The 26,581-nt window shown below is 66.4% G+C and carries 26 protein-coding genes; 15 read left to right on the top strand and 11 right to left on the bottom strand.

What is annotated here, in order from left to right; translation table 11 throughout:
* Positions 1-2: 2 nt before the first annotated feature.
* On the bottom strand, positions 3-1,217 hold the full coding sequence (locus AC6CHL_RS09630) for an aminotransferase class V-fold PLP-dependent enzyme (RefSeq protein ID WP_498294245.1): 1,215 nt from the start codon (positions 1,215-1,217) through the stop codon (positions 3-5).
* A gap of 373 nt (positions 1,218-1,590) precedes the next feature.
* Here AC6CHL_RS09630 and AC6CHL_RS09625 point away from each other — a divergent pair, with 373 nt between their 5' ends.
* The 5 genes from AC6CHL_RS09625 (at position 1,591) to AC6CHL_RS09605 (ending at position 6,731) form a co-directional block, all read left to right on the top strand.
* Positions 1,591-3,825, top strand: coding sequence for a TonB-dependent siderophore receptor (locus AC6CHL_RS09625; RefSeq protein ID WP_498294244.1), 2,235 nt, complete (start codon positions 1,591-1,593; stop codon positions 3,823-3,825).
* Positions 3,826-3,943: 118 nt separating this feature from the next.
* Complete coding sequence (locus AC6CHL_RS09620) at positions 3,944-4,267, top strand: DUF3649 domain-containing protein (protein ID WP_038689355.1); 324 nt, start codon at positions 3,944-3,946, stop codon at positions 4,265-4,267.
* Positions 4,264-5,910: a PepSY-associated TM helix domain-containing protein gene (locus AC6CHL_RS09615; protein ID WP_498294243.1), complete on the top strand. Its 1,647-nt coding sequence runs from the start codon at positions 4,264-4,266 to the stop codon at positions 5,908-5,910. The genes AC6CHL_RS09620 and AC6CHL_RS09615 overlap by 4 nt, the downstream gene beginning before the upstream one ends.
* Positions 5,907-6,242 (top strand): DUF3325 domain-containing protein, encoded by a 336-nt coding sequence (locus AC6CHL_RS09610; RefSeq protein ID WP_070426976.1) that lies wholly within the window; start codon positions 5,907-5,909, stop codon positions 6,240-6,242. Before AC6CHL_RS09615 ends, AC6CHL_RS09610 begins: the two co-directional genes overlap by 4 nt.
* A 39-nt stretch (positions 6,243-6,281) precedes the next feature.
* Complete coding sequence (locus AC6CHL_RS09605; protein WP_237393519.1) at positions 6,282-6,731, top strand: hypothetical protein; 450 nt, start codon at positions 6,282-6,284, stop codon at positions 6,729-6,731.
* 129 nt (positions 6,732-6,860) lie between these two features.
* On the opposite strand, the gene AC6CHL_RS09600 is transcribed toward AC6CHL_RS09605, so the two are convergent.
* The 3 genes from AC6CHL_RS09600 to AC6CHL_RS09590 all read right to left on the bottom strand — a co-directional run bounded on the left by AC6CHL_RS09600 (position 6,861) and on the right by AC6CHL_RS09590 (position 10,249).
* On the bottom strand, positions 6,861-7,397 hold the full coding sequence (locus AC6CHL_RS09600) for a GNAT family N-acetyltransferase (RefSeq protein ID WP_498294242.1): 537 nt from the start codon (positions 7,395-7,397) through the stop codon (positions 6,861-6,863).
* Positions 7,398-7,411: 14 nt separating this feature from the next.
* A complete protein-coding gene (gene rlmKL, locus AC6CHL_RS09595) occupies positions 7,412-9,556 on the bottom strand; it encodes a bifunctional 23S rRNA (guanine(2069)-N(7))-methyltransferase RlmK/23S rRNA (guanine(2445)-N(2))-methyltransferase RlmL (protein WP_498294241.1) in 2,145 nt (714 codons plus the stop codon).
* A gap of 165 nt (positions 9,557-9,721) precedes the next feature.
* Positions 9,722-10,249 (bottom strand): alpha/beta hydrolase, encoded by a 528-nt coding sequence (locus AC6CHL_RS09590; RefSeq protein WP_447592765.1) that lies wholly within the window; start codon positions 10,247-10,249, stop codon positions 9,722-9,724.
* A 57-nt stretch (positions 10,250-10,306) separates the two neighbouring features.
* Here AC6CHL_RS09590 and AC6CHL_RS09585 point away from each other — a divergent pair, with 57 nt between their 5' ends.
* Positions 10,307-10,876, top strand: a complete 570-nt coding sequence (locus tag AC6CHL_RS09585) for an N-acetylmuramoyl-L-alanine amidase (protein WP_448133329.1) — start codon at positions 10,307-10,309, stop codon at positions 10,874-10,876.
* A gap of 74 nt (positions 10,877-10,950) precedes the next feature.
* On the opposite strand, the gene AC6CHL_RS09580 is transcribed toward AC6CHL_RS09585, so the two are convergent.
* The 3 genes from AC6CHL_RS09580 to AC6CHL_RS09570 all read right to left on the bottom strand — a co-directional run bounded on the left by AC6CHL_RS09580 (position 10,951) and on the right by AC6CHL_RS09570 (position 13,517).
* Positions 10,951-11,853, bottom strand: a complete 903-nt coding sequence (locus tag AC6CHL_RS09580) for a sulfurtransferase (RefSeq protein ID WP_498294240.1) — start codon at positions 11,851-11,853, stop codon at positions 10,951-10,953.
* Complete coding sequence (locus AC6CHL_RS09575) at positions 11,850-12,653, bottom strand: CoA pyrophosphatase (protein ID WP_394343854.1); 804 nt, start codon at positions 12,651-12,653, stop codon at positions 11,850-11,852. The genes AC6CHL_RS09580 and AC6CHL_RS09575 overlap by 4 nt, the downstream gene beginning before the upstream one ends.
* Positions 12,654-12,815: 162 nt before the next feature.
* Entirely contained in the window at positions 12,816-13,517 is a 702-nt protein-coding gene (locus AC6CHL_RS09570; RefSeq protein ID WP_038689367.1) for an FKBP-type peptidyl-prolyl cis-trans isomerase, read from the bottom strand.
* A 182-nt stretch (positions 13,518-13,699) separates the two neighbouring features.
* Between AC6CHL_RS09570 and AC6CHL_RS09565 the strand changes: the two genes are divergently transcribed.
* The 5 genes from AC6CHL_RS09565 to AC6CHL_RS09545 all read left to right on the top strand — a co-directional run bounded on the left by AC6CHL_RS09565 (position 13,700) and on the right by AC6CHL_RS09545 (position 18,393).
* The gene (locus AC6CHL_RS09565) at positions 13,700-14,482 is read left to right on the top strand and encodes an enoyl-CoA hydratase-related protein (RefSeq protein WP_448134830.1); all 783 of its coding nucleotides are present in this window, start codon (positions 13,700-13,702) and stop codon (positions 14,480-14,482) included.
* A gap of 3 nt (positions 14,483-14,485) precedes the next feature.
* The gene (locus AC6CHL_RS09560; RefSeq protein ID WP_038689369.1) at positions 14,486-14,845 is read left to right on the top strand and encodes a hypothetical protein; all 360 of its coding nucleotides are present in this window, start codon (positions 14,486-14,488) and stop codon (positions 14,843-14,845) included.
* Positions 14,845-15,534, top strand: a complete 690-nt coding sequence (gene nth / locus AC6CHL_RS09555) for an endonuclease III (protein ID WP_320488354.1) — start codon at positions 14,845-14,847, stop codon at positions 15,532-15,534. Before AC6CHL_RS09560 ends, nth begins: the two co-directional genes overlap by 1 nt.
* 181 nt (positions 15,535-15,715) lie before the next feature.
* Positions 15,716-16,927 carry an OprO/OprP family phosphate-selective porin gene (locus AC6CHL_RS09550; protein WP_038689373.1) on the top strand — a complete coding sequence of 404 codons (1,212 nt, stop codon included), beginning with the start codon at positions 15,716-15,718 and terminating at the stop codon, positions 16,925-16,927.
* A gap of 689 nt (positions 16,928-17,616) precedes the next feature.
* Complete coding sequence (locus AC6CHL_RS09545) at positions 17,617-18,393, top strand: PA3715 family protein (RefSeq protein ID WP_498294239.1); 777 nt, start codon at positions 17,617-17,619, stop codon at positions 18,391-18,393.
* 30 nt (positions 18,394-18,423) lie between these two features.
* Here the strand turns inward: AC6CHL_RS09545 and AC6CHL_RS09540 are convergent, their stop codons facing one another.
* Genes AC6CHL_RS09540 through AC6CHL_RS09525 form a run of 4 tightly spaced genes read right to left on the bottom strand, consistent with a single transcriptional unit; the run spans position 18,424 to position 21,268 of the window.
* On the bottom strand, positions 18,424-19,320 hold the full coding sequence (locus tag AC6CHL_RS09540) for a DMT family transporter (protein WP_498294238.1): 897 nt from the start codon (positions 19,318-19,320) through the stop codon (positions 18,424-18,426).
* Positions 19,317-20,000 (bottom strand): 2OG-Fe(II) oxygenase, encoded by a 684-nt coding sequence (locus AC6CHL_RS09535; protein ID WP_448133326.1) that lies wholly within the window; start codon positions 19,998-20,000, stop codon positions 19,317-19,319. Before AC6CHL_RS09535 ends, AC6CHL_RS09540 begins: the two co-directional genes overlap by 4 nt.
* Positions 19,984-21,111: a HesA/MoeB/ThiF family protein gene (locus AC6CHL_RS09530; protein ID WP_038689377.1), complete on the bottom strand. Its 1,128-nt coding sequence runs from the start codon at positions 21,109-21,111 to the stop codon at positions 19,984-19,986. The genes AC6CHL_RS09535 and AC6CHL_RS09530 overlap by 17 nt, the downstream gene beginning before the upstream one ends.
* A gap of 58 nt (positions 21,112-21,169) precedes the next feature.
* Positions 21,170-21,268: a pantocin A family RiPP gene (locus tag AC6CHL_RS09525; protein WP_185753352.1), complete on the bottom strand. Its 99-nt coding sequence runs from the start codon at positions 21,266-21,268 to the stop codon at positions 21,170-21,172.
* 362 nt (positions 21,269-21,630) lie between these two features.
* Between AC6CHL_RS09525 and pstS (AC6CHL_RS09520) the strand changes: the two genes are divergently transcribed.
* The 4 genes from pstS (AC6CHL_RS09520) to pstA all read left to right on the top strand — a co-directional run bounded on the left by pstS (AC6CHL_RS09520) (position 21,631) and on the right by pstA (position 26,580).
* Positions 21,631-22,650 (top strand): phosphate ABC transporter substrate-binding protein PstS, encoded by a 1,020-nt coding sequence (gene pstS, locus AC6CHL_RS09520; RefSeq protein ID WP_038689379.1) that lies wholly within the window; start codon positions 21,631-21,633, stop codon positions 22,648-22,650.
* Between the two features lie 885 nt (positions 22,651-23,535).
* Positions 23,536-24,627: a phosphate ABC transporter substrate-binding protein PstS gene (gene pstS, locus AC6CHL_RS09515; protein ID WP_428712412.1), complete on the top strand. Its 1,092-nt coding sequence runs from the start codon at positions 23,536-23,538 to the stop codon at positions 24,625-24,627.
* A 109-nt stretch (positions 24,628-24,736) separates the two neighbouring features.
* Positions 24,737-25,705, top strand: coding sequence for a phosphate ABC transporter permease subunit PstC (gene pstC, locus AC6CHL_RS09510; protein ID WP_038689384.1), 969 nt, complete (start codon positions 24,737-24,739; stop codon positions 25,703-25,705).
* Positions 25,705-26,580, top strand: a complete 876-nt coding sequence (gene pstA / locus AC6CHL_RS09505; RefSeq protein ID WP_038689386.1) for a phosphate ABC transporter permease PstA — start codon at positions 25,705-25,707, stop codon at positions 26,578-26,580. The genes pstC and pstA overlap by 1 nt, the downstream gene beginning before the upstream one ends.
* The last annotated feature ends 1 nt before the right edge of the window (position 26,581 follow it).

Genomic DNA, 26,581 nt, shown 5'->3' with positions numbered 1-26,581 from the left:
CCCTACCCCAGCGCCGCACGTACCGCGCCCACCAACGCCGCCATCTGCGCCGGCGTGCTGAAGATGCCCGGCGTTACCCGCAGGCAGGCGCCGGAGGCCAGGCCGTCACGCGGCACCACGAACACGCCCGACTGCCGGACCATCTGTTCGGCGGTGGCGGTGGTGTCGGCCAGGGTGGTCTGCCCGCGCAGGCGGAAGGCGGCGATCGCGCTGGACAGCCGTGGATCGTCCGAGGCCAGCAGTTGCACGCCCTCTTCGTCGCGCAGCGCGTCCAGCCACAGGTTGCGCAGGTACAACAACCGGGCGCGCTTGTTGGCCACCCCGATGCGCTGGTGCAGGTCCAGCGCGACCGGCAGCGCCATGCACGCGGCGAAGTTGACCGTGCCGGTGTGGATGCGGGTGTCGATGCGGTCATCGTCGGCCTCGCCCATGTACGGGTCCAGGTCGCGCACGCGGCCGCGCCGCACGTAGATGGCGCCCATGCCCACCGGCGCGCCGATCCACTTGTGCAGGTTGATGCCGACGAAATCCACCCCCAGCGCGCGCAGCGGGGTATCCACCTGGCCGATGCCATGCGCGGCATCGAGCACCACCTCCGCGCCGGCGGCACGGGCCAGCGCCGCGATCTCGGCCACCGGCAGCAGCATGCCGTTGCGGTGGTTGACCTGGGTGAGCAATAGCAGGCGCGTACGCGGGTAGCGCTGCAATGCCTGCCGGTAGGCTTCGACGATGCTGTCGTGGTCGAACGGCTCGGGCAGCACGATGCGCTGCGTCGCCACGCCGCGGCGGGCGTGCAACCAGCGCATCGCGCTGATCATGCTGTCGTAGTCGGTATCGGCGTACAGCACGGTGTCGCCGGGGGCGAGCCGGTTGTAGCCGCCGATCAGGACCTGCATCGCCTCGGTGGCGCCACGCGTGAGCACGATCTCATCGGCGTGCACGCCCAGCACCTCGGCCAGATGCGTGCGCGCCTGTTCCAACAGCGGTGGAAACGCCCGCCGCCCGAACCACGCGTTGCCGGCGTTCACCGTGGCGGTGGCCTGCTGGTAGGCCTGCAGTACCGGGCGTGCCATCGCGCCCCAGTACCCGTTGTCGAGCATCACCACCGCATCGTCGAGGTCGTACAGCGCCCGCACGTTCGCCCACCAGGCTTCGTCGGTGGCCAGCAGGTCGGGTGCGTGGTTGGTGATCGTCGGCAGTTCCAGCCCCTCCATCATTACGTGTCCGCATCGGTAGTAGGCAGGCCTCAGTCTGCCAGTGGAGCGGCGTGCATGACCACGCCCCGGGCACGCATTGAACGGATTGATAACACTTGCCGAACGAAATGATAATGACTATCATTCACGCATTGGCTGTACGCCTAGCCCCTCCGGCCCCGGCAGCGCACTGCGCACCCAGGTCCTGCCCCGTGTACACCCCCAACCGACCCGATCTGGAGCCCGCACCTGCCGATGGCGGCGAAGCGGTGCGCCAGACCAATCCCGCCGGAGATGCAGGCTTCCCCTGCCCTACCACGGTTGTCATGTGGCGCCCCGCACCGCGCGGCCCGCAATGGATTGCACCGCCGCTTTACCACCCTGGACACCTGACATGACCGTTCCAACTGCATCGCCGCTGATCCGCCCCTCACTGCTGAGCCTGGCCCTGCTTGCCGCGCTTGCCGGCCATGCGCCGTTGGCGCTGGCCGAGACCGATCCGGGCGATGCAACCACGCTGGACACGGTCAAGGTCACCGCCGATGGCGACATCCCGACCTCGTACACCGTCAAGCAGGCCCGCACCGCGACCAAGCTGGACCTGTCGCTGCGCCACACCCCGCAGTCGGTCACCGTGCTCACCCGCCAGCGCCTGGACGACATGGGCCTGTTCGCCCTGTCTGACGTGATGGGCCAGGTCACCGGCGTGCACGTGTCGGTGACCGACAGCGAGCGCATCAGCTATATCTCGCGCGGCTATGCCATCAACAACTTCCAGATCGACGGCATGCTCAACACCTTCGGTGGGTCGCTCAAGACCAATACCGACAGTGCGATCTACGAGCGCATCGAAGTGGTTCGTGGCGCCACCGGCCTGACCACCGGCGCCGGCGATCCGTCGGGCACCGTCAACATGGTGCGCAAGCGCCCCACCGATGCGGTGGCGATGAGCGCCGGGATCACGCTGGGCCGCTGGGGCAACCAGCGCCTGGAAGCGGACATCGGCGGCCCGATCGCCCTTGACGGTCGCGTGCGCGCGCGGTTCGTGGCCGCCAAGCAGCAGAGCGATTCGTTCCGCGATGTCTACGCGCTCGACAAGGACGTGTTCTACGGCATCGTGCAGGCCGACCTGGGCGACAGCACCCTGTTCGAGGTGGGCTATGAGTACCAGTCGCCGAAGACCACCGGCGTGACCTGGGGCGTGGTGCCGTACTGGGGGGCCGACGGTACGCCGGCCAACCTGCCGCGTTCCACCAACATGTCCGCCGACTGGAGCAGCTGGCCGATCGTGGAGAAGACCACCTTCGCCCGCCTGGAGCAGCAGCTCGGCAATGGCTGGGCGATCAAGGCCGCCGCCACCCAGGCCAAGCGCGATACCGACGGCAGCGTCTGGTACGGCGCGGCCGGCTACCCGCGTGCGGACGGCACCGGCGTCACCGCCTATACCAGCCACTTCGCCGAACGCAGCGAAATGAAGGTGTTCGACCTCAACGTCAGCGGCCCGTTCCGTCTGTTCGGCCAGGAGCATGAGCTGGTGGCCGGCATCGGCCAGTCGGTGCGCGCCAGCGAGGTGCCCGACATCGACATCCCCGACTTCCCGGCCAGCTATGTCCAGGTGCCCGACTGGCGCAACTGGACCGGCCAGGTCCCGCAGCTGCCGATCCAGCGCCTGGGCCGCATCGCCTCGGAAAACGAACTGCGCCAGCGCGCCGCCTACGTGGCCGCCAAGCTGCAGTTGGCCGATCCGTTGCTGGCGGTGCTGGGCGCGCGCTACGGCAGCTGGGAAACCCGTACCTGGGCCTATAGCTATGACGCGGCCGGCAACCGCAACGGCACCACCCGCGGCGGCTACAAGCCGGACGACTCGCTCACCCCGTACTTCGGCCTGATCTACGATTTCACCCGGCAGCTCAGCGCATATGCGAGCTACACCGACATCTTCCAGCCGCAGTCCTACCGCGACCGCAACAACAACTACCTGGAGCCGGTGGTCGGTGACATGTGGGAAGCGGGCCTGAAGGGCGAATTCTTCAACGGCCGCCTCAATGCCTCCGCGGCGGTGTTCAAGGGCGTCAAGGACAACGTGGCCGAACTGGACGACGCGGTGCCGCCAGGCAGCCTGCCCGATGGCACCGATGCCTACCGTTCCACCGGCAAGGGCAACAAGGTCCGGGGCTGGGAAGTGGAGACCCAGGGCAGCATCACCGAAAACTGGAACATCTCGGCCGGCTTTGCCCATACCACCATCCGCAACCAGGCGGGCGTGTTGCAGAACACCACCAACCCGATCGACACCTTCCGCCTCAACACCAGCTGGCGTCCCAGCGGTGCCTGGGACCGGCTGTCGCTGGGCGGTGGCGTGAGCTGGCAGAGCAGCATCTACCGCAACAGCACCAAGCCGCGCGCCGACTACCTGACCAGCGGCCGCACCGAATCGGCACGCATCACCCAGGACGCGTTCTACCTGGTCAATGTGTTTGCCGGCTACCGCTTCAATGACAATTTCTCGGCCCAGCTCAACATCAACAACCTGCTCGACAAGAAGTACTACAGCAACGTCGGTTTCTACAACGGCGTGTACTGGGGCGAGCCGCGCAACGTGATGTTGAACCTGCGCTGGAAGCTGTAACCGTTCTCCAAGGGAACGTTGCCTGGTGCAGCGACACGGCCACGGATGGCCACTTTTCCATGCATCACCGGCCGCGGCCGGTGATGTCCGTTGTTCGACATGACATTGCAGGTTCCCCGTGGACAGCACGCCTGACGCCAGCTGGTTCAGCCGCTTCGGAAGTTTCTTCGCCCGCCCCTGGTTGGGGGTGGCGTCACGCTCGTTCGCCGCGATCTTCGGCGGCTACGCGTTGGCCGCCACCTGCTCGATGTTCTTCGCCGTAGCCCTGCCCATCGCGCGTGGGCAGGCCGTGCTGACCGGCATGCTGGTGGCCATCGTGCTGTGCGCCTGCGCGGCGTTGTGGGCGTTCGCCACCCGTACCGCGCTGCGCGCATGGGTCGGCATCCTGATTCCCACCGCGCTGTTCTGGGTGGGTACCGAACTGCTGAGGGCGGGCGCATGAAGAACGGATTCCGCCAATCTATGGCGTGGCTGCACACCTGGACCGGGCTGCTGGTCGGCTGGCTGCTGCTGCTGATTTTCATGGCCGGCACGGCCAGCTACTACCGCGAAGAGATCAGCCGTTGGATGCGGCCGGAACTGCCGCGCAGCTCGGTGTCCAGCGAGGTGGCCGCCGAGCGCGCCATTGCGTTCCTGCAGCACAAGGCACCGCAGGCCGAAAGCTGGAACGTGACCCTGCCCGACCCGCGCAACCCGGCCATGCGGATGTTCTGGCGCAACCCCGAATCGATGGTCAAGCCGCCGGTGGAAGGCGAGAAGCGCCGCCGTGGCGGTGGACGTTTCGGCGATGCCACCGTGGACCCGGGCACCGGCGAGGAAGTGGCCGCACGCGAAACCCGCGGCGGTGATTTCTTCTACCGCCTGCACTTCGACCTGCATTACATCCCCGTGTACTGGGCGCGCTACCTGGTGGGCTTCTGCGCGATGTTCATGCTGGTGGCGATCATCACCGGGGTGATCACCCACAAGAAAATCTTCAAGGACTTCTTTACCTTCCGCAAGGACAAGGGCCTGCGTTCGTGGCTGGATTTCCACAACGTCAGCGCGGTGATGGCCCTGCCGTATCACGCGATGATTACCTACACCGGCATCGTCACCCTGATGTTCATGTACCTGCCGTGGGGCGTGAACGTGGCTTACCCCAAGGATGAAGACGCCTTCTTCAGCGAGGCCTTCGCGCGCCTGGCCGATATCGACACACCGACCGAAGGCACGGCCACCGCACTGCCCATCCAGCAGTTGCTGGATGCCGCGCGCGCCGAGTGGAAGGGCGCCCAGGTGAGCGGCTTCACCCTGTATCACCCCGGTGGGGCCAATGCGGTGATCGATGTGTACCAGCGTGATGGCAAGCGGCTGTCGGTGGATACGCCGTCGTTGCGCTATGACGCGGTGAGCGGCGCGCTGATCGAGGCCAGCCCGCTGTCCGGTGGCGCCACCCAGACCCGCGGGGTGATGTACGGCCTGCACCTGGCCCGCTTTGCCGACTGGGGACTGCGTGCGTTGTTCTTCGTGTCCGGCCTGATCGGCTGCCTGATGGTGGCCAGCGGCGTGGTGCTGTGGGCGGTCAAGGAACGGCCCAAGCATGCCAAGAGCGGAAAGATCGGCTTCGGCCTGCGCCTGGTGGACGCACTCAACATCGGCGCGGTCGCCGGCCTGCCGATCGCCTTCGCCGCCTACTTCTGGGGCAACCGGCTGCTGCCGGTGCAGATGGCCGAGCGCGCCGATACCGAAGTGAACGTGTTCTTCTACGCCTGGGCTGCGGCCCTGCTGGCGGCCTTCATCTGGCCCAAGCGGCTGATGTGGGCATGGCAGCTCTATCTGGGCGCGGCGATGTTCCTGTTGATCCCGGTGATCAATGCCCTCACCACCCACGCACACCTGGGCGTGACCCTGCGCACCGGCGACTGGGTGCTGGCCGGGTTCGACCTGATGATGCTGGCCTTCGGTGCGGTGCTGGCCTACTGCGCGCTGCGCATGCAGCGTTGGCAGCCGGCGCTGAGCGCGGCGGAGAAGAAGAAGCGGCAGGCCGCGGCGGCGGCAGCAGCCAAGGCGCAGGAGAGCGCGAACGTGGAGGCCAACGCATGATGCTGCTGGCCCTCACCGTGAGCTTCTCGGCCTTTACCGCGCTGTCGCTGGCCATGGACAAGCACCAGCTGGACCTGCACGGCAAGGCGCCGGCCAGCCCGGCACGCATGCGGCTGTGGCGTTGGCTGGGCTGGGCGCTGCTGACGCTGTCGTTCGCGCTGTGCGTATGGGACCACGGCTGGGCCGCCGGTCCGGTGCTGTGGCTGGGTGCGATGACGGTCAGCGGCATGCTGATCGCCTTCGGCCTGTACCCGTTCCGGCCACGCTGGATCGCCCCGTTGGCGTGGGTGTTGCCGCTGGTGGGACTGGTGGTGGCGGTGGTCGCGCGCTGAGGGAGCGCATATCGGCTGTGCTAGCATCAAAGGATGGAGATGGCAGGACACTTGCAAAGGATCGCGGATACGTCCTATTTCTCGCGCATGGGCCAGCCGATACCGTTAACAGAGGGTGTTTGCGTCGCATTGTCCTTGGCCGAGGCGATAGAAGTCATCGAGGACGGTGCCTTCGACTGGATGCCATCTTCGCTGGAAGACGTGGATCCATTTCATGGTCCGCAGGCGACGCCCGTCGAGCTGCTGCAACCACGCCGACAGCTCAATCGCGCCTTGATGCGCGCCCTGTCCGCCCATGCACACGACAGCCTGCGGGTAGCGCCACACGACTTCCATATCGTCGCACGCAATGCTGCGATGTACGGCTATCGCCACTGGATCCTCGAACGTCACCTCGGCCTGCCGCCCCACTGGCAGCGCGTGATTGACTGGTACGAGCGCGGACATTGGCCGGTGGGTCATGCACCAGGGCAATTGCTGGTGGTGTAACGCGGTGCTTGCGGGAGGTGAGAACGCATCGCTGGGACCCAGCCACGCATGGCGTGGCTCTACCTTCAGATCGATCCCTGCGGCGCACCCGCCGCACCCTCACGGGCGTCGCCGCATCGCGATCGCTTGTCAGGGAACGAGTGAAAACATGTGCGCGTCGGCAGAACGACCGTCGATGACCAGTCGATTGCGTGCCACGCCCTCGCGAAACGCGCCGGCCTTCTCCGCCACCCGCTCGCTGGCGAGGTTGCCCACCGCCACCACGATCTCCACCCGTTGCAGGCCTAGCGGCCCGAACGCCTGGGCAGCCAGTGCCCGGACAACGCGGGGCGCCACGCCCTGGCCACGGCACGACTGCCGCACCCAGTAGCCCAGGTTGCAGAACCGGGGATCGTGCTGGATCTTGTTCAATCCCGCGCCGCCGACAAACGCGGTCGTGTCCTGCTCGAATATCCCGTACTCGCAGGCCGAGCCTGCCGCCCAGCCATCGCGACAGGCCTGGAACCACTGCAGCGCCTGGTCGGCGCTGTAATCGGCTGAAGACCACGGCATCCAGCGCTGCATGCCCACGGCCGACTCGCGCACCGCCGCCGCGAACGCGGCGGCATCGGCCTCCTCGAAAGGACGCAGGAGGAGGCCGTCGGCGTGGAGGGGGCGATCGTCCATGGCGGCCCCGTCCGTCATGCGCCGTAGCGGCGCAGTTCCCAGGCGCGATGGATGCGCGGGTTGCGCTCGAAGTCATCGCCGATGGTATCGGCGGAGATCTCCCTGCACTCGGCGAACTCCTTGATCGCTTCTTCGTCCAGCTTGAAGCGGCGGAAGTTGTTGGAGAAGTACAGCACGCCTTCCGGGCTCAACCGCGCCACGGCCGCGCGCAGCAGGCGTACGTGCTCGCGCTGCACGTCGAAGTCTTCGGCGCGCGCGGAGTTGGAGAAGGTCGGCGGATCGCAGAAGATCACGTCGAAGCGGTGCCGCTCGGCCTCCAGCCACGCCAGCGCATCGGCCTGGATCAGCTGGTGCTGACTGCCGCCCTTGCCGTTCAAGGCCAGGTTGTCGGCGCACCACTGCAGGTAGGTGCCGGACAGGTCCACGCTGGTGGTCGATGCCGCACCGGCCACCGCCGCCTGCACACTTGCCACGCCGGTGTAGCAGAACAGGTTGAGGAAGCGCTTGCCGATGGCCTCCTGGGCCATGTGCCAGCGCAGCGGGCGGTGGTCCAGGAACAGGCCGGTGTCGAGGTAATCGAACAGGTTCACGCGCAGCAGCGCGTCGTTCTCGCGCACCAGCACGAACTCGCCACGCTGCTCGAAACGACCGTACTTGCTGCCGCCCTTACCGCGTTCGCGCGACTTCAGTGCGACCTGCTCGGCCGGCACCTGGAACACCTCGCGCGCGGCCGACAACAGCTCGTTGCGGCGGCGGCGTACGTCCACGTCGGGAATGGTGGCCGGTGCAGCGTATTCCTGCACGTGCAGGAAGGTACGGCGTGCGCCGGCGTCTTCTTCGTAGACGTCGATGGCGGCGGCGTATTCGGGTAGGTCGGCATCGTAGACGCGGTAGCAGGTGATCGCTTCGCGTGCGCGCCAGTTCTTGAACTTCTTGATGTTCTTGCGCAGGCGGTTGGCCACCATCTGCGCGCCTTCGCTGAGCTCACGCGGCTGCCCGGCGTTCTCGCGCTGCGGCACCGCGATGGGGTCGCAGACGATCAGCGCGCACTCGATGGCGCCGTTGAACAGCTGGTACTTCTTGTTGGCGCGCAGGCCGGTGGCGAAGGCCAGGTCGGCGCTGCCGCACAACAGGCTGGCGCGCCACTGCGGCACCGCGCGCTTGAGCGCGTCGCCGAGCTGGCGGTACAGCACCGCATCGGCGGCCAGGCGCTCGTCATAGGGCGGGTTGCAGACCACGCAGCCGGTCTCCTGCGGCGGCACCTGCACATCGGTGATGTCGCGTACGCCGAACCAGATGGCATGGCCTACACCGGCCGTTTCGGCGTTCTGCTTGGCCGCATGGATGGCGTGCGGATCGACGTCGCTGCCGTGGATCACCTGCTTGAGTGCGCTGCGGCCGGCGGTTTCACGGGCGCGCGCTTCCTCCATCAGGCTATTCCAGGCGTCGCGGTCGAAGCCCAGCCAGCGGCTCGGCGGAATGCTGCCGTGGCGCTGCAGGCCCGGGGCCACGTCGGCGGCCATCAAGGCGCCTTCGATCAGCAGCGTGCCGCTGCCGCACATCGGGTCGAGCAGGCCACCGCCTTCGCTGTGGATCTTTGGCCAGTTGGCGCGCAGCAGCACGGCGGCGGCCAGGTTTTCCTTCAGCGGCGCATCGTTCTGCGCCATGCGCCAGCCGCGGCGGTGCATCGGGCCACCGCCCAGGTCGATCGAGATCGTGGCCCGGCCCTTGCGCAGCGACAGGTTGATGCGCACGTCCGGGAAGTCGGTGTTGACCGACGGCCGCTCCAGGCCCTGCGAACGCAGGCTGTCGACCACGCCGTCCTTGACCCGCTGGGCGGCGAAGCGCGCGTGGGTGATTTCGGTCCCGGAGACGTGCGCGTCCACCGACAGGGTCAGCTCGGGGCTGATGTGCTGCTCCCACGCCATCGCCGACACGCCCTGGTAGAGCGAGCCTTCATCGGGGCAGTCGAACTCGGTCAGCGGCCACAGCACCCGGCTGGCCAGGCGCGACCACAGCACCACGCGCTGCGCCTGCGCCAGTTCGCCCTCGGCGTTGACGCCGGAAATGGTGGCGGTGGCCTTTTCCAGGCCAAGCGCCAACAGTTCGTCGGCAAGCAGGTACTCCAGGCCCTTGGCGCAGGAAACAAAGAATTTCACAGGATCGGTATCGCAGGTCAGCGGAGAAGGGGTGCCCTCGGGCACGGCAAGCAGCCCGGCGCGGGCGCCAGGAGGGCCATTGTACGTGACCGGGGCAGGATCGCCCCGACGGTGCGGCCGGACCACCGGATCCGGGGCACGGCCCCACGGCAGGTCGCTCCGCCGTCACAACGACAGCAGCAATTCCTCGAACGCCCGGGCCGACACTTCGACGTGATTGTTCAGCCGGTGCCCGTCATCGACCAGCAGCAGGCGCGCCGAGCGGGCCTGGGCCCAGGCGATCACCTGCGCGGCGGGAATCAGCTCGTCATGCCAGGCATGCACCACGCTGGTGGGCACCGGGGCCGCGTCCAGGGCCGGCATCGGGCCCATGGTGGTGGGCGGCACCATCAGGAACAGGCCCCGGGTGGGAACCTGCAGCGAGGCGATCGCCGAGATGTAGGCGCCCAGGCTGGAGCCGGCCAGCACCACCGGTCCGCGCTGCGCGGCGCCGGCGGCCAGCTCTAGCAGCCGCTGCAGGCGCGCACGCACGTCGCCCACGCTGCTTACCGCGCGCATCGCGTCGAGGTCGGTGTAGTCGGGGCGTTCATGGGTCCAGCCCAGACGCTGGGCGACCTCGGCCAGCGCGGTCACCTTGGTGGCGTCCGGGCCGCTTTCAAAGCCGTGGGAAAGGATGCAGTGGCCGCGGCTCATGCACGCACCGGGCAGGAATCGATTTGAGCGTTCATGGCGGAATGCTAGCATCGCGCCATGCCCGGCCGCGCCCCGCCACCGATCGATCCGCAGCCCCTGCCCTACCAGGACAGCCTGCAGGCGCGTGTGCCGGCGCAGGTCGACCTGGTGGTGATCCACTGCACCGAACTGCCCGACCTGGCGATGGCGCGCGCATACGGCGAGCGCGTGCTGTACGACAGCGGCAGCGGCAACAGCGGGCACTTCTACATCGACCGTGACGGCCGCATCGTGCAGTACGTGGCGGTGGACCGGGTGGCGCACCATGTCAGCGGCTACAACCCGCGCTCGATCGGTATCGAGTTGGTCAACCGCGGGCGCTATCCGCACTGGCTGGATTCGCGCCACCAGGCCATGGACGAGCCCTACGCCGATGCCCAGATCGCCGCGCTGATCGACCTGCTGCAGCACCTGTGCCAGACCCTGCCAGCACTGCAGTACATCGCCGGGCACGAGTGGCTGGACACGCGCGAGGAAGTGGCCAGCGACGATCCGGAACGGCGGGTGCCGCGCAAACGCGACCCGGGTCCGTTGTTCCCGTGGCCACGGGTGTTGGCGGCGGTGGCGCTGCAGGAACTGCGGGGGTGAATCGGGGTTGCCGGGCAGAGCCCGGCACTACCGGTTTGGTTGCCGGGCAGAGCCCGGCACTACGGGTCCGGGCATCAGCCGGTGGCGACCGGGCGTGTGGGGTGGCTGACCCACCCGCTCCACGAATCGGCATAGACCTTTGCACCGTGCAGGCCGGCCACTTCCATGGCCAGTAGCAGGTGGCAGGCGGTGACGCCCGAGCCGCACATCAGCACGACCTGTTCGGGGGCATGGGTGCCGATCAACGGCTGCAGCGCGGCGCGCAGATCGGGGGCCGGGCGCAGGCGGCCGTCTGCCACGTTCAGCGCGAACGGGCGGTTGACCGCCCCGGGTACGTGGCCGGCGACCGGGTCGAGCGGCTCCACGTCGCCGCGGAAGCGCTCGCCCGCGCGCGCATCCAGCAGCCACCCCGGTGCGTGCTTGAGGCGCGCGGCGACTTCGTCGACCGTTGCGATCCGGGCGCGATCGAAACGGCCCGGATAGGGAGGCAGCGGTTCCACCACCGGTTGGTCGGTGGTCAACGCCAGGCCAGCGGCCTGCCAGGCGGCCACGCCGCCGTCGAGCACCGCCACCCGGGCATGGCCGATCAGGCGCAGCAGCCACCACAGGCGCGCGGCGGCCATGCTGCCGTCCGCGGCGTCGTAGACCACCACCTGGGTATCGGGCGCGATGCCCCACCTGCCGAGCGTGGCGGCGAACGTGTCACTGTCGGGCAGCGGATGGCGGCCCTGGCCGGTCTTGCCCAGGTCGGCCAGGTCACGGTTGAGATCGGCGTGCAGCGCGCCCGGAATATGCCCCTGCGCGTATGCCTGGGCACCGGATTGCGGATCGGTCAGCGCGAACCGCGCGTCCATCACGCGTACCGCAGTGCTGGCCGTGGCGCGCGCATCCAGCACGCGGGTGCCGGCCTGGCCCAGGGTCGCGGCCAGATCGGCGGCATCCACCAGCGTGGTCCAGGTGGGAGTGGCGGTGTTCATTCGGTCTGCTCCAGGCGGCGACGCAGGTTGTAGAGAATGGCGGCGGTGGCGCCCCAGATGCGCTGGCCGGGCCAGCCGTACTCCAGCACGTGGCGGACACGGCCGCGGTGCTCGATGTCCACGTGGCGCAGGTTGTCCGGATCCATCAGGTAGGCCAGCGGCACTTCAAACACTTCGGCCACTTCGTCCGGCTGCGGCACCGCCACGAACGCCGGGTCGATCACCGCCACCACCGGCATCACCCGGTAGCCGGTAATGGTCACGAACGGGTCGAGATAGCCAAGCACCTGGACCTGCTCGGGCGGCAGTGCGATCTCTTCCTGGCTTTCACGCAGCGCGGCGGCCACCGCATCGCGATCGTCCGGCTCGGTACGTCCACCGGGAAAGCCCACCTGCCCGCCGTGCTGGCGCAGCGTTTCGGTGCGCCGGGTCAAAATCACCTGGGCCCCTTCGGCGCGCGGCACGATGCCGGCCAGCACTGCCGCTTCCACCGGCGGGCCGGGCGGCAGCAGATCAATCAGTTCGCTGCGGTTCCAGCCATCGCCGGTCGGCGGCTGGTCGAGCGGGTGCAGGGCGCGCAACAGGCGCTCGTGTTCGGCCAGCGAGCCGCGCAGCGATTGCCGCAACTGCTCGCGCAGCGGCAGCGTGTGCTGCATGACGTGGTTCTGTTGGTGTCGAGTCATCGTGGACCAGCGGGTGATTTCATCCACGCTGCGCAGGCAGCCCGTGCAAAGGCCGGCGCGATCCAGCGCGCAGATGCCGATGCAGGGCGTAGGTATTGCATGCGTGGGGTCTGCCAGGGAATGCACCGGGCAACATTAGCGCGAATACACGGGATTTGCGCGGTTTCCAGGCGCCTTCGGGCCGCGTCTGCAGTACATCCAGGCGCGCGTGACGCCGCACGGCCGGGCACAAAAAAACGCGCCGGTGATCCACCGGCGCGTTCGGGGTGCAACGACAGATTACTTGACGCTGACCAGCTTGATCTCGAACTGCACAGCCACGTTCGGCGGGAACGGGGTGCGCGGGTCGGCACCGTAGGCCTGTTCCGGCGGGAGGGTGACTTCCCACTTCGAGCCAGCCGGCATCTGCACGAGCACTTCGCGCATGGCCTTCATTTCGACTTCGCTGACCTTGATCGACGGAATCTGCTGCGCCGGACGCGCTTCAGCCGGACGGGTGCCGTACGGGTACGGACCGGCAACTTCCAGCTGCACGACGCTGGCCTGGGTCGGCTTGGCGCCCTTGCCGGCTTCAACCACGCGGTACTGCACGCCGCTCGGCAGCGCCTGCACGCCGGCCTTGGCCTTGTTGGCGGCCAGGAACTGGGTGCTCTTGGTCTTGTTGTCGGCCGCGGCCTTGTCGTACTCGGCCTTGGCGGCCTGGGCACGACCCTGCTCGCGCTTCTGGAAGGCTTCGACGGCCGGCTTCAACTGCTCCGCCGTGATCGACGGCTGCTTCTTGGCGTAGGCATCCTGCAGGCCCTTGACCACCGAGTTGATGTCCAGCTGCTCGCCGCGCGCGGTGAGTTCAGCGAGGTTGTTACCGTAGTCGTAACCGAAGTAATAGCTCAGCTTGCCCTTTTCGGACGAGGTGTCCTGGGCGAAGGCATTGCCCGTCAGGGCCAGGGCCGCGACGGCGACCGCGATAGAACGCAACTTCATCAAACGTTTCTCCAGGGGTGGTAACTCAGGACGCATTGGGCCGCCCTGAGGCGACGGGTTAGGATAGCCGCCGCAACGTTGAACCGCCACTAACGACGCAGGCTCTGACCTGACTTCGTTTCAAGAGTTCAACATCACTTTTTTTTAACGTTTTCAGGAGTCCTGCCGTGGCCGACGCCCCCATCGCCCCCGCCCCTATCGACGTTGCCGATGACGGTGCCATCCGCACCGTGACCGTGAACCGGCCGGACAAGCTCAATGCCCTCAACCGCGCCACGCTGGAGGCCCTGGATGCGGCGTTTGCCGCGGCCGCTGCCGATCCGGCGGTCCGCGTGGTGGTGCTGACCGGCGCTGGTCCCAAGGCCTTTGTGGCCGGCGCGGATATCGCGGAAATGAACGGATTGAGCCCGGTTCAGGGACGGGACTTCTCGCTGCTGGGCCAGCAATTGATGCGCCGCATCGAGCGGATGCCCAAGCCGGTCCTGGCCCGGATCAACGGATTTGCGCTGGGCGGCGGCCTGGAACTGGCCATGGCCTGCCACCTGCGCATCGCCGCGGACACCGCCAAGGTCGGGCAGCCCGAGATCAACCTGGGGCTGATTCCCGGCTTCGGCGGCAGCCAGCGCCTGCTGCGCCTGTGCGGCCGCGCCGCTGCGTTGGAGCTCTGCCTGCTAGGCACGCCGATCGCCGCCGCGCGCGCCCTGCACTTGGGCATCGTCAATGAAGTGGTCGCTACCGATGCGCTCGACGCGCGCGTGGCCGAGCTTGCGTTGCAGCTGGCCAAGGCCGCGCCGCTGGCGTTGCGCGGCATCCTCGATGCGATCCACGTGGGCGGCGAATGCGCGCTGGGCGAAGGCCTGGAGTACGAAAGCGCGCAGTTCGGGCTGATGTTCGCCACCGAAGACATGCGCGAGGGCACCGCCGCCTTCCTTGCCCGGCGCCCGCCGGTGTTCCAGAACCGCTGAGCCATGCACGCCGCACCTGCCCTGCCCGCCCGCCTGCTGTTGCTGGTGCTCGATGACGACCTGGACGCTGCGCTGGCGGCGGGCCTGATGGACTATGTGCCCTCACCGGGCGACGCCGCACTGCTGCCGGGCCACCCGGATCTTGCCGCGCGCCTGGTGCAGGCCCAGCAGCAGCTGTACCGTGCCTGGGCCGCGCGTGCGCGCTACCAGCAGCGCACGCAGCGGCTGGCCCGCCGCGCCGCCGAACGCGAGGCGCGCCGCGCACCGCCGGCCCCCACACCCGAACTGAAACCGGCCCTGCCGCCCGCCGCCGCCGCGATCCTGGCGCGCGCGAAGGCCAAGGCTGCCGGCAAGACTTCCTGATGAGCACGATGAAGAGCACCCCGGCGGCCAAACCTGCGCCGCGCAGCGCGCGCATGCCCAAGGCCGACGTGATCGAAATGTTCACGCGCCTGCGCGAACTCAACCCGCACCCGAAGACCGAACTGGAGTACAGCTCGCCGTTCGAACTGCTGGTGGCCGTGGCGCTGTCTGCACAGGCCACCGACGTGGGCGTCAACAAGGCCACCCGCAAGCTGTTTCCGGTGGCCAACACGCCGCAGGCGATGCTCGCACTGGGCGAAGAGGGGCTGAAGAAATACATCGCCACCATCGGCCTGTTCAACGCCAAGGCCAAGAACGTGATTGCCGCCTGCGCGATGCTGATCGACCAGCACGGCGGTGAGGTCCCGCGCGACCGTGCCGCGCTGGAGGCGCTGCCGGGGGTGGGCCGCAAGACCGCCAACGTGGTACTCAACACGGCGTTCGGCGAGCCGGTGATGGCGGTGGATACCCACATCTTCCGCGTGTCCAACCGCACCGGGCTGGCCCCGGGCAAGGACGTGCGCGCGGTGGAAGACCTGCTGGTGAAGGTGATCCCGGCCGAGTTCCTGCTCGATGCGCACCACTGGCTGATCCTGCACGGCCGCTACGTGTGCAAGGCGCGCAAGCCGGACTGCCCGCAATGCGTCATCCGCGACCTGTGCCGGTTCAAGCAGAAAACCGCCGCCTGAGGCGGTGTCGCGACTGCCATCTGCACGCAACCCGGCGGTCATCTGCGTCGGGCATCAATGGCAACCCCTGACGGCGCCTGACCCGGGCCGGCCGTCGGTTTGTCTGAAACTGTCATATTTACGCAATCTTCACTAATTAGCCTGCGCAGCATCTTCCCACCTGCCTGCAAGGCTCCTCTCCATGAAACTGCATCGCCAACTCCTGACCGCGGCTGTTGCGGCTGCGCTGTTCGTCCCGGCTGCCCACGCCGAAGTGGCCATCGATGTGATCGGCGGTTCGGAGATCACCTTCGAAGGCCTGGTCCAGGCCGACGGCAACTGGTTCGACAACGACCTGACCGACCTCAACGGCGGTGATGCCGGCAACGGCAAGGACAGCGAGTTCGAACTGCGCCGCGCCGAACTGGTGCTCAAGGGCAAGGGCCCGGGCAACATCGAATGGGTGGTCGGCTACGACGCCAAGGCCGACAAGTTCCTGGACACCAACCTGAAGTACAAGCTGGCCGGCAACGCCAACCACTTCGTGCAGTTCGGCCAGTTCAAGCAGCCCAACAGCCTGGAAGAACTGTCCAGCACCAAGAACAACGACTTCATTTCCAAGGCGGCCGTCACCAATACCTACGCGGTGGCCCGTCGCCTCGGTGGCGCCTACAGCATCGGTGACAACAACTGGTCGGTGACCGCCAGCGCCTTCGGCCGCGAGCTGACCCGCAACCTGGCCCACGGCAGCGGCTACGGCGCGCGTGGTACCTGGGCGCCGATCAACGACAAGGGCCAGGTGCTCCACTTCGGCCTGAGCTATGTGGACTACGACACCGACGCAGACACCCTGCGCGTGCGTGCCCGTCCCAACGCCGACCTGGCCACCGCGCGCCTGGTCGACAGCGGCAACCTGGTGGACACCGACCGCGTGAGCACGATCGGCGCCGAAGCGATGTACATCGGCGGCCCGTTCAAGGCCCAGGCCGAGTACTACACCAGCAAGGCCAAGCGCTATACCCGCGACAACTACACCAGCGACGGCTTCTACGTCAGCGGCCTGTGGAACATCACCGGCGAGACCTGGGGCTACAAGGGCGGCACGCCGACCACCGGCCTGCCGGATGAGCCGGGCCGCGGCATGTGGCAGCTGGGCGCGCGCTACGACCACATGGATCTGAACGACGGCAACGTCAACGCCAACCCGGTGGCCGGCCGTCCGCCGATCGTCGATGGCGTGCTCGGCGGCAAGATGGATATCTGGACCGTGGGCGTGAACTACTACTGGCGCTCCAACACCAAGTTCGCGCTGAACTACGTGATGGTGGACAGCAAGAAGTACAACTCGACCGCGCGTGCGTTCGTCAACGACGACCCGAACATCCTCGAAGCGCGCCTGCAGTTCTTCTGGTAAGCGTGGCGGTAAATGTGTGACAGAAAGGGCGCAGCTTGGGCTGCGCCCTTTTTTTGGTTCTTCTCCCATCTGAGGGAAGCGTCTTGTTCCAATGGCCGTCGCAGAGTGGCACGACGCGACGCGACGCGGGTGGCCGGGTGTGCAGGCGCCGATTGGATCGGCTTGCCTTCCGATCGGGCCGGTCGCGAGCGTGAGGGCCCCGTAGCAGCCGGTAGGCCCCTGGTGCAAATGTCCCCCGGCCGCTGGGCGGCCTCCTCCTTTATTTTGCCCAGGAGCCTACCGGCTGCTACGGGGCTCGGCTTGCGGTGGGCAGGTGGACGCCACGCTTTTTTTGACGGTGGTCGGTGGTTCGGGCGCTGGGCCCCCGTGCCCTTGGAGGCGAAATAAAGGGGGAGGTGGCGGCCGCAGGCCGACGCCGGAGGACATTCGCCGGAAAGGGCATGGGGGCCCAGCGCCCGAACCGCCGACGGCCGCGTCTGGAAAGCGCCAAGGCACGTTTCTGCCTGCCCCTCAGATGGGCGAAGAACCTTTTTTTGCGTGGGCGCCCGTGCGTTGGTTGCGTAGCCACCCGAGTCGTTGGTTGCGTAGCCACCCATGGGGTGGCTCTACCCGGTTGCGTTGCGTTGTCACGCAATGCGGGGGCACGCCGCGCGCGTATGCTGGGCGCCCCCTGCCCCGTGGATGTTCCGATGCGTATCGCCCTGTCGTTGTTGCTGGCTGCCCTGTGCGGCACCGCCCTGCCCGCCCGTGCGCAGGACTGCCACGATGCGCAGGCGGCGGCGCAGCAGGCGTACCTGGAGCGGGCAGGCAATGTGCTGCCGGACCGCGCCGGTTACACCCGGGACACCGCGGGCAGCGTCTGCCGCCGCTGGCCGGCCCGCCCCGGGCTGACCCTGCTGGCCACGCCGGTCTGGCGCGATGGCGGCGACCACGACTCCCGCGATGGCGACGTGGAGGTGATGGTGATCGACTCCGACACCCTGGCACCGCGCGCCTGGACGGTGCTGCCGGGCGCACTGGACAGCGACGCGGTGTTCTTCGACGGCATGCGCCTGGATACCGCGCGCTACCAGCTGGCCGCCGACACGCTGGCATTCGGCCTGCGCCTGCAGCGACGCAATGGCTCCGGCCCCAACCCGTTCAGCGAGGAACAGCTGCGGCTGCTGGCGATGCAGGGCACGGGCCTGCGCGAACTCAACCTGCCGCTGGTGACGCGTCGCTACCAGGCCGAATGGGACACGCGCTGCGCGGGCGAGTCCACCGATGTGACACGCACGCTCTCGGTGGGCCGGCAACCGCAGCACGGCCTTGCCGAGCTGATCGTCAACGAGCGCCGGGTGACCAGTCGCAGCTGGATGGACGGCGAGACGTGCCGTGACCAGGACACGCCGGTGGACAACGAACGCCACGTGCTGCGCCATGACGGGCAGCATTATGCGGTGCCGGAGGCGCTGCGGCCGCTGTAACGGGGCAGCCCGCCCGCGCTTCGTCGATGCTCAGCGTGCCGGGGCGGTGTGTCGGCGTGATACGGCGCGCTGGACCAGCATGCTGAGGCTGATCAGACCAATGCCAAGCAGCTCGCGCGGCCCCAGCCGTTCGGAAAAAAACGCGGCGGCGAACAGAGCGCCCAGGATCGGCACGAACAAGGTGAACCACGACGCGCGCAATGACCCCAGCCCGCGAATGGCGTAATACCAGAGCCAGAACACCAGGGCGCCGTTGAGCAGCCCCGCATACAGGATGCCGACCCCGTCCGACGGCGTCGGCACGGGCAAGGGGTGATCGAACGCCACCACGGCCACCAGCAGCATCGGCAGGCTGGCGAGGAGGGCGATCAGCATCTGCACGGTGACGGCGGTGAACGGCTGCAGGCCCGGCCCGACCCTGCCCGACAAGCACGTCCCCACTGCCCACACCACCGCATTGCACAGCACCAGAACGGCGCCCGCCCCCATGCTGGCATCGCCACTGTAGACCCCCACACCCGCTAACGCAGCGGCAGGCGCGACCAGTGTCAGCCAGGACCATGATCGGCGCGCGACAGCCTCGATCAGGCTGGCGAACGCCGGCATCGTGTACATCATCGCCAGCACGCTGGACGCCGGAAAGTAGGCCAATGCCAGCATGTTGAGCGAAGCGACCACGCTGCCGGTCAAGGTCACGGCCCACAACAGGTAGCGGCGCTGCAGCGGCGCCATCCTGCGCAGATCGACCAGACTGCGGCGCACGAACGGCAGCAACGGCAGTACCCCGATCGCCATGCTGTAACAGCGGAACAGCCACGGCCCGAGGTGGTCGATGGCCTCTTTGGCGAACGAGAAACTGGTGCTCCAGATGATGACGACAACCAGCGCTGAGGCAAGGCTGCGGTGATCAGTTGATGTGCCGCTCATTCGGCAGGCACCGCATCGTAACGGGCAATGGCCGCCATGCGTGCCTGCGGTGGCGAAACCGACACCATCGAAACAAGATGCGGTGTCGAGCGCCTGCTGGTGTCAAAGACCAGCATCTGGAAAGCAGTCGGTACGAGGCATGCTCTTGCGGTGTGACACTCTCCGTCCAAGATGACCGTGAGCCCCCCGTGATTCGGGTCCCAGCCGCGCGTCAGATTCACTGCGACGCCAAAGCTCTGCCCCGGATCGCGGTGAGTAGATATGAAGTGCCCTCTGCCGAATCGACTTATATAAAACTGGACGATCCTTGTCGGCCTCCTTGCGGTGACGTTGCACAACACGTTTGACATGGCCGTTGAACCCAACAGCCGTTTCATCGAGTGGAATTCGTGGACGCCTGCATTGGCAATACTGTCGTTCAACCTCTCGAATGAGAACGAGAATCTACCCTCTTTCAGATCTTCCTCGGCCATACGCTGATGTCGAGCTATCTCACTCGGTCGATCAGGTGGAAACTCGAACTCTCCTTCACGATTCCTGATGATGTGTGACCACGCGCCCTCCGGGATTCGCCCAAGGTTGCCTGCAGCCTCCTGAACATCCGGGAGATGTGCCGCCAGATCGAAGTATGCAAACCCGTCGCGCACGAAGCAGCCCCGAATTTCATCCAGCGTACTCAAAGACAACCTCCTCCCGGACTTCGTAGGACTGCAATGACAAATGGAATCGACGCCCGACCAATCTGCACCTGTCGTGTCGAGTGATCAGCTTTACCACCTGATCTGCCGCCAGCCCAGCCATCACCGCCAATGAAGGAGCGCTCTGCCAAGCATTGACGAGCCGATTTCCGTTGCAGAAATCGTTTCGCATACGCGCCTCTTGAAACGACCTGATGAGCGGGTCGGCGCTATAGAAGGCGCCCTTGGCCCCCTCCCGAACTGACTCATAGGAGGCGTGCTGCCCGTCGTTGGGAAAAATCGGCCCTACTGATATGTCGAGCGGATCCCCTCCCAGTTCGATGACAGGAATGCTCCGCGCATGGGCCAGCCTGTGGACCTCGCGATCGACCGTTTTTGCTCGGTAGTAGCCCAGGCTTGCCCAAGCGAGCACAACCAGATCAACGCCCTCAAGAAGCTGCTCAAGCCGGTCCGTCTGCTCGGTTGCAAACTCTGCCACTGGCTCTACGCATACGTTGGGATTGTGTCGCGCCAGGCTATCGACGGCCGCAGCCACTTTCTTCCGACCGACATCGGACGATTCGTACAGAATCTGTCTATTCAGATTCGAAACCTCGACATCATCACCGTCGACGATTCGTAGCACCCCGACTCCCAGCCTTGCGAGGTTCAAGCAACACCATGTGCCCCACCCCCCCATCCCCAGGACAAGAACGCGTGCGCCCTTCAAGCGCTCCTGGTAGATCGAGCCGTGCGATACGCATTCCTCATCGATGAGAGAAAACTGAAGAATCTGGCGGTCGTATCGCTCCATCTCTTCCACGCTGAGCGTAGCGGAGACTCTCCCCCCCTCTTCCAGTAAACCGAACCCAGCCAGCGCCTCGATGAAGCTCTCGATCTCACTATCCTGTGCACCCAGCTCTTGTGCCGAGGCTGCTTTGATGATTCGCGGCAACGTGTGCTGTCCGTCGAGCAAGGAGAGTACGCCGGTTGCCCATGGCGGCGGTTGGTGAAGGATCTTCGCCTTCCCAGGGATCTCTCCGATACAGATATCACCGTCTTCGGAGACCATGACGTGATGAGAGCGCTTCAACAGCGGCTTGGCGTAACGCATTGCGTACCTCACTCAGCATGGAAGGAGGCGGGCATGCAGCCCGCCCCCTTTTCGACCTTCAGGCAAGATGAATGCGCTCACCGTCTCGGTACATCGCATCCTCTTCGCTGATCGCGGAGATGCGTTCGTTGAGATCGACAAATACAAGACTGGACATGTTCAATCCTTCCGCTTCGTCACGCGCCGACATCGACGCCATTCGAAGCTACGTTTCATCGCGACTACTTTCGGAGGTCTCGGTCAAGCAACTGGAGATGCACAGCAATTTCGGATATTTCCTAGTAACCCCTTTGCGAGCATCCGTTTCTGCGCGGAGGCAATCTCACGTCTGGCCGGCGGAGCACACGTACGTGATGGCCCGAGCGGCCGCAGTCCAGCGCGTGCAGGGCATGGCCGACCCTCACCCGTGACACATGTCACGGTGCGGTCATATGACAGACGCTGCGCTGTCATCGAACCGTTATGGAATGAGCACCGGGCGGGACACCCCGCACCGTCATCCATCCCAGGAGCCACCCCGTGATCCACGCCTTCAAGTCGCGCGCCGCCGTTGCCGTCCTCGCCGCGTCGTCCGTGTTCGCCGCCAATGCCGCCGATGTGACCGGCGCGGGCGCCTCGTTCATCTACCCGGTCATGTCCAAGTGGTCGGCCGACTACAACACCGCGACCGGCAAGAAGGTCAATTACCAGTCGATCGGTTCCGGTGGCGGTATCGCCCAGATCAAGGCGGCCACGGTGGACTTCGGTTCGTCCGATGCGCCGCTGAAGCCGGAAGAGCTGGCTGCGGCCGGTCTGGCCCAGTTCCCGTCGGTGATCGGCGGCGTGGTGCCGGTGATCAACGTGGCCGGTATCGCACCGGGCGCACTGAAGCTGGACGGCCCGACGCTGGCCAACATTTTCCTGGGCAAGATCAAGACCTGGAACGACCCGGCGATTGCGGCACTGAACCCGGGCGTGAAGCTGTCCGACGGCAAGATCACGGTTGTGCACCGTTCGGATGGTTCGGGCACGACGTTCAACTTCGTCAACTACCTGTCCAAGGTGAACCCGGAGTGGAAGAGCAAGGTCGGCGAAGGCACCTCGGTGCAGTGGCCGGTGGGCATCGGCGGCAAGGGCAATGAAGGCGTTGCTGCGTACGTGAAGCAGATCAAGGGCGGCATCGGCTACGTGGAGCTGTCCTACGCGCTGCAGAACAAGATGTCGTACGCGGCGATGAAGAACGCGTCGGGCAAGGTGGTGCTGCCGAGCGATACGTCGTTCGCCGCGGCCGCCGCCAGCGCTGACTGGGCGAGTTCGAAGGACTTCTATCTGGTGATGACGAACGCGCCGGGCGCGGACGCCTGGCCGATCACGGCGACGAACTTCATTCTGGTGCGCAAGCAGCCGAAGAACGTGGCCAACGCGAAGGCAACCCAGGAGTTCTTCCGCTGGATCTACAAGAGCGGTGATGCGCAGGCCAAGCAGCTGGACTACGTGCCGCTGCCGGACACGCTGGTGAAGCAGATCGAGACCTACTGGTCGCAGAACCTGAAGTACTGATCGGCAACAACGAGGCAATGGCGGCGGCAGGTCCTCTCTCCCCCTGCCGCCGCCGGGCGCGGATCGAAAGATCCGCGCCTTTTCTTTTTTGTGGGGTTTGTTTTTTTAGAAGCTTAAAAGCCCAGAGCTGGAGCTGGAGCTGGAGCCGGAGCTATTGCCAGAGCTTGGCGACGTGAGGGGTCGGTTCTGCTGGCTGGGCTGGTGGGGGTGGGCAGCCAGGGCACGCTGCAAGTACGTCCTTGTAAGCTCCGCCATCGCATCCATGCGATGGAGGGCCCCGGCCACCCACCCCCACCAGCCCCCGACAGTTTCCTGGCCCTTCAGCGAAAGCGCCTGCGCCTGCGCCTGCGCAATGAAGCGGGAGTGCGGTTGGATCTGAGTTGCCTTGGTCTGGGATTTGGGATTTGGGATTTGGGATTTGGGATTTGGGATTTGGGATTTGGGATTTGGATGCTCGGATGCTGGGGTGAAGGTTGAGGGTCTTGTCTTTGGCTTATCCATGGCCTCCGGCCAACTGTCTGGGGCGGGGGTGTGGGGGTTCGCGGGGCCGTTGGGCCGCATGGGCCCGACGCATGCGTCGGGCGGGTTGGGCAGGACGCCCAACCCAGGTCTTGCCGTGTACGCAGGATTGCGTACGCGAGCAAGCGGCTCACGAGGCTCCATGGATGGATTTACGGCGTGCCCCGTGAACCCCCACGCCCCCGCCCAATCAGGCGCAAGCGGCAATATCGCCGTTGACTTCCAGCTCTTGAGACTTGAGCTAAATCCCCGCCCCACGGGCGTTTCCCGTGCACCCGGTCACACCGTCATACGGCTGTAACAAAAACATCATTTCATAGCAGCGTCGCCGGAGAGACCGGCCCCTATCCCGCTACGGAGTGACCGATGAAACTGCACACGGCTGGCTTGACCGCCCTTTCCCTGGCCATCGCGCTGGGTCTTTCCGCCTGCAAGCCGGGCGCCGAAGGCCAGGCTGCCGCGCCGGCTACCGACGCTCCCGCGGCTGCGCCCGCTGCCGGTGATCGCCTGACCGCTGAAATTTCCGGCGCCGGCGCGTCCTTCATCTTCCCGCTGGTGTCCAAGTGGTCGGCTGACTACAACACCGCCACCGGCGCCAAGATCAACTACCAGTCCATCGGCTCCGGCGGCGGCATCGCGCAGATCAAGGCCGGCACCGTCGACTTCGGTTCCTCCGACAAGCCGCTGAGCAGCGAAGAACTGGCCCAGGCCGGTCTTGGCCAGTTCCCGTCGGCGATCGGCGGCGTGGTGCCGGTGGTCAACATCGACGGCCTGGAAGCCGGCAAGCTGCGCCTCAGCGGCGCGCTGCTGGCCGATATCTTCCTGGGCAAGGTCAAGACCTGGAACGACCCGGCCATCGTGGCCGCCAACCCGGGCGTCAAGCTGCCCGACGGCAAGATCACCCTGGTCCACCGCTCCGACGGCTCGGGCACCACCTTCAACTTCTCCAACTATCTGTCCAAGGTCAGCCCGGACTGGAAGAGCAAGGTCGGCGAAGGCACCTCGGTGCAGTGGCCCGACGGCGTAGGTGGCAAGGGCAACGAAGGCGTGGCCTCGTACGTGAAGCAGATCAAGGGCTCCATCGGCTACGTCGAACTGGCCTACGCGCTGCAGAACGGCATGCCGTATGCCTCGATGCAGAATGCCGCCGGCAACTGGGTGCAGCCGAGCGCGGAAACCTTCGCCGCTGCCGCCGCCAGCGCCGACTGGGCCAGCGCCAAGGACTTCAACCTGGTCATCACCAACGCCCCGGGCGACCAGGCGTGGCCGATCACCGCCACCAATTTCATGCTGATGCACAAGCAGCCCAAGGATGCCAAGCGCAGCAAGGAAACCCTGGCGTTCTTCAAGTGGGCCTTCGAAAACGGCCAGAAGCAGGCCAACGAACTGCATTACGTGCCGCTGCCGGCCGAGCTGGTGACGCAGATCGAAGGGTACTGGGCGGCTGAATTCAAGTGATCCAGACCGGACCCGCGCGTTGCGCGGGTCCGGAGTGTGGCGCCATGACACCGTTCTGCCAGGCATGGCCTGGCACTACCCCACCTAATTTTGGGCCCCCGCCTTTCCCATGAATGCCATCGCCCAGCCTGTTCCCGCACCGTCCACCCGCGACCTGCGTGACGCCCGCAATGACAAACTGTTCCGGTGGGTCCTGATCGCCACCGTCATCCTGGTGCTGGTGGCCCTGGCCTGCGCCGCACTCTCGATGCTGTGGGGCGGCCGCCATGCCTTGCAGGAGCAGGGCCTGAGCTTCTTCTATTCGTCCGAATGGAATCCGGTCGAAAACAAATTCGGCGCCCTCGCGCCCATCTACGGCACCCTGGTCACCGCGTTGATCGCGATGGTCATCGCCGTGCCGGTGAGCTTCGGCATCGCCTTCTTCCTCACCGAAGTGGCGCCGCGCTGGTTGCGTGGCCCGGTCGGTACCGCCATCGAACTGCTGGCCGGCATCCCCTCGATCATCTACGGCATGTGGGGCCTGTTTGTGCTGGTGCCGGTGATGACCGAGTACGTCACCCCGTTCCTCAACGACCACCTGGGCACCCTGCCGATCATCGGTCCGCTGTTCCAGGGCCCGCCGCTGGGCATCGGCGTGCTTACCGCCGGCTTCGTGCTGGCCATCATGGTCATTCCCTTCATCTCCTCGGTGATGCGCGAAGTGTTCCTCACCGTGCCGACCCGCCTGAAGGAATCGGCGTACGCGCTGGGCTCCACCAAGTGGGAAGTCAGCTGGGACATCGTGCTGCCCTACACCCGCTCGGCGGTCATCGGCGGCATCTTCCTGGGCCTGGGCCGCGCGCTCGGCGAAACCATGGCGGTGGCCTTCGTGATCGGCAACAGCGTGCGCCTGTCGCCGTCGCTGCTGGAACCGGGCACCACCATTGCCGCGCTGATCGCCAACGACTTCGGTGAAGCCACCGAAACCTATCGCTCGGCGCTGCTGCTGCTCGGCTTCGTGCTGTTCATCGTCACCTTCGTGGTGCTGGCAATCGCCCGCCTGATGCTGATGCGTCTGTCCCGCAAGGAGGGGAACTGATGTCCACCGTCGCCAAGAGCTCTTCCCAGCCGCTGTACCTGCGCCGCCGCATCGTCAATGTGGTCGCGCTGCTGATGTCCTGTCTGACCGCGCTGTTCGGCCTGTTCTTCCTGGGCTGGATCCTGTGGACGCTGGCCTCCAAGGGCCTGGCGGGCATCAACCTGGACCTGTTCACCAAGATGACCCCACCGCCGATGCAGGAAGGCGGCCTGGCCAATGCGTTCTTCGGCAGCGCGGTGATGTGCGGCCTGGCCATTGCCATCGGCACGCCGCTGGGCGTACTGGCCGGCACCTGGCTGGCCGAGTACGGCAACTTCCGCAAGGCCGGCACCGTGGTCCGTTTCGTCAACGACATCCTGCTGTCGGCACCGTCGATCGTGCTGGGCCTGTTTGTCTACACGCTGTACGTGATGCAGACCGGCGGGCAGTTCTCGGCCTTCGCCGGTGCGCTGTCGCTGGCCTTCATCGTGCTGCCGGTGGTGGTGCGCACCACCGATGAGATGCTGCGCCTGGTGCCCTCGCAGATGCGCGAAGCGGCGCTGTCGCTGGGCATCCCGCAGTGGAAGGTGACCGTGCAGGTGCTGTACCGCAGCGCCGCCGCCGGCATCGTCACCGGCATCCTGCTGGCGCTGGCCCGCATCTCCGGTGAAACCGCGCCGCTGCTGTTCACCGCCTTCGGCAACCAGTACTGGAACAGCAACGTGTTCCAGCCGATGGCCTCGGTCCCGGTGGTGATGAACCAGTTCGCCGGCAGCCCGTATGAATCCTGGCAGGTGCTGGCCTGGGCCGGCGCGCTGGTGCTGACCGTGTTCGTGCTGCTGGTCAGCCTCTCTGCGCGCGGCATCCTGCTGCGCAACCGTATCTCCCATGACTGAC

The sequence above is a fragment of the Stenotrophomonas sp. GQ19 genome, from assembly GCF_059758695.1.
This window is presented reverse-complemented; position numbering and strand designations above follow the sequence as displayed.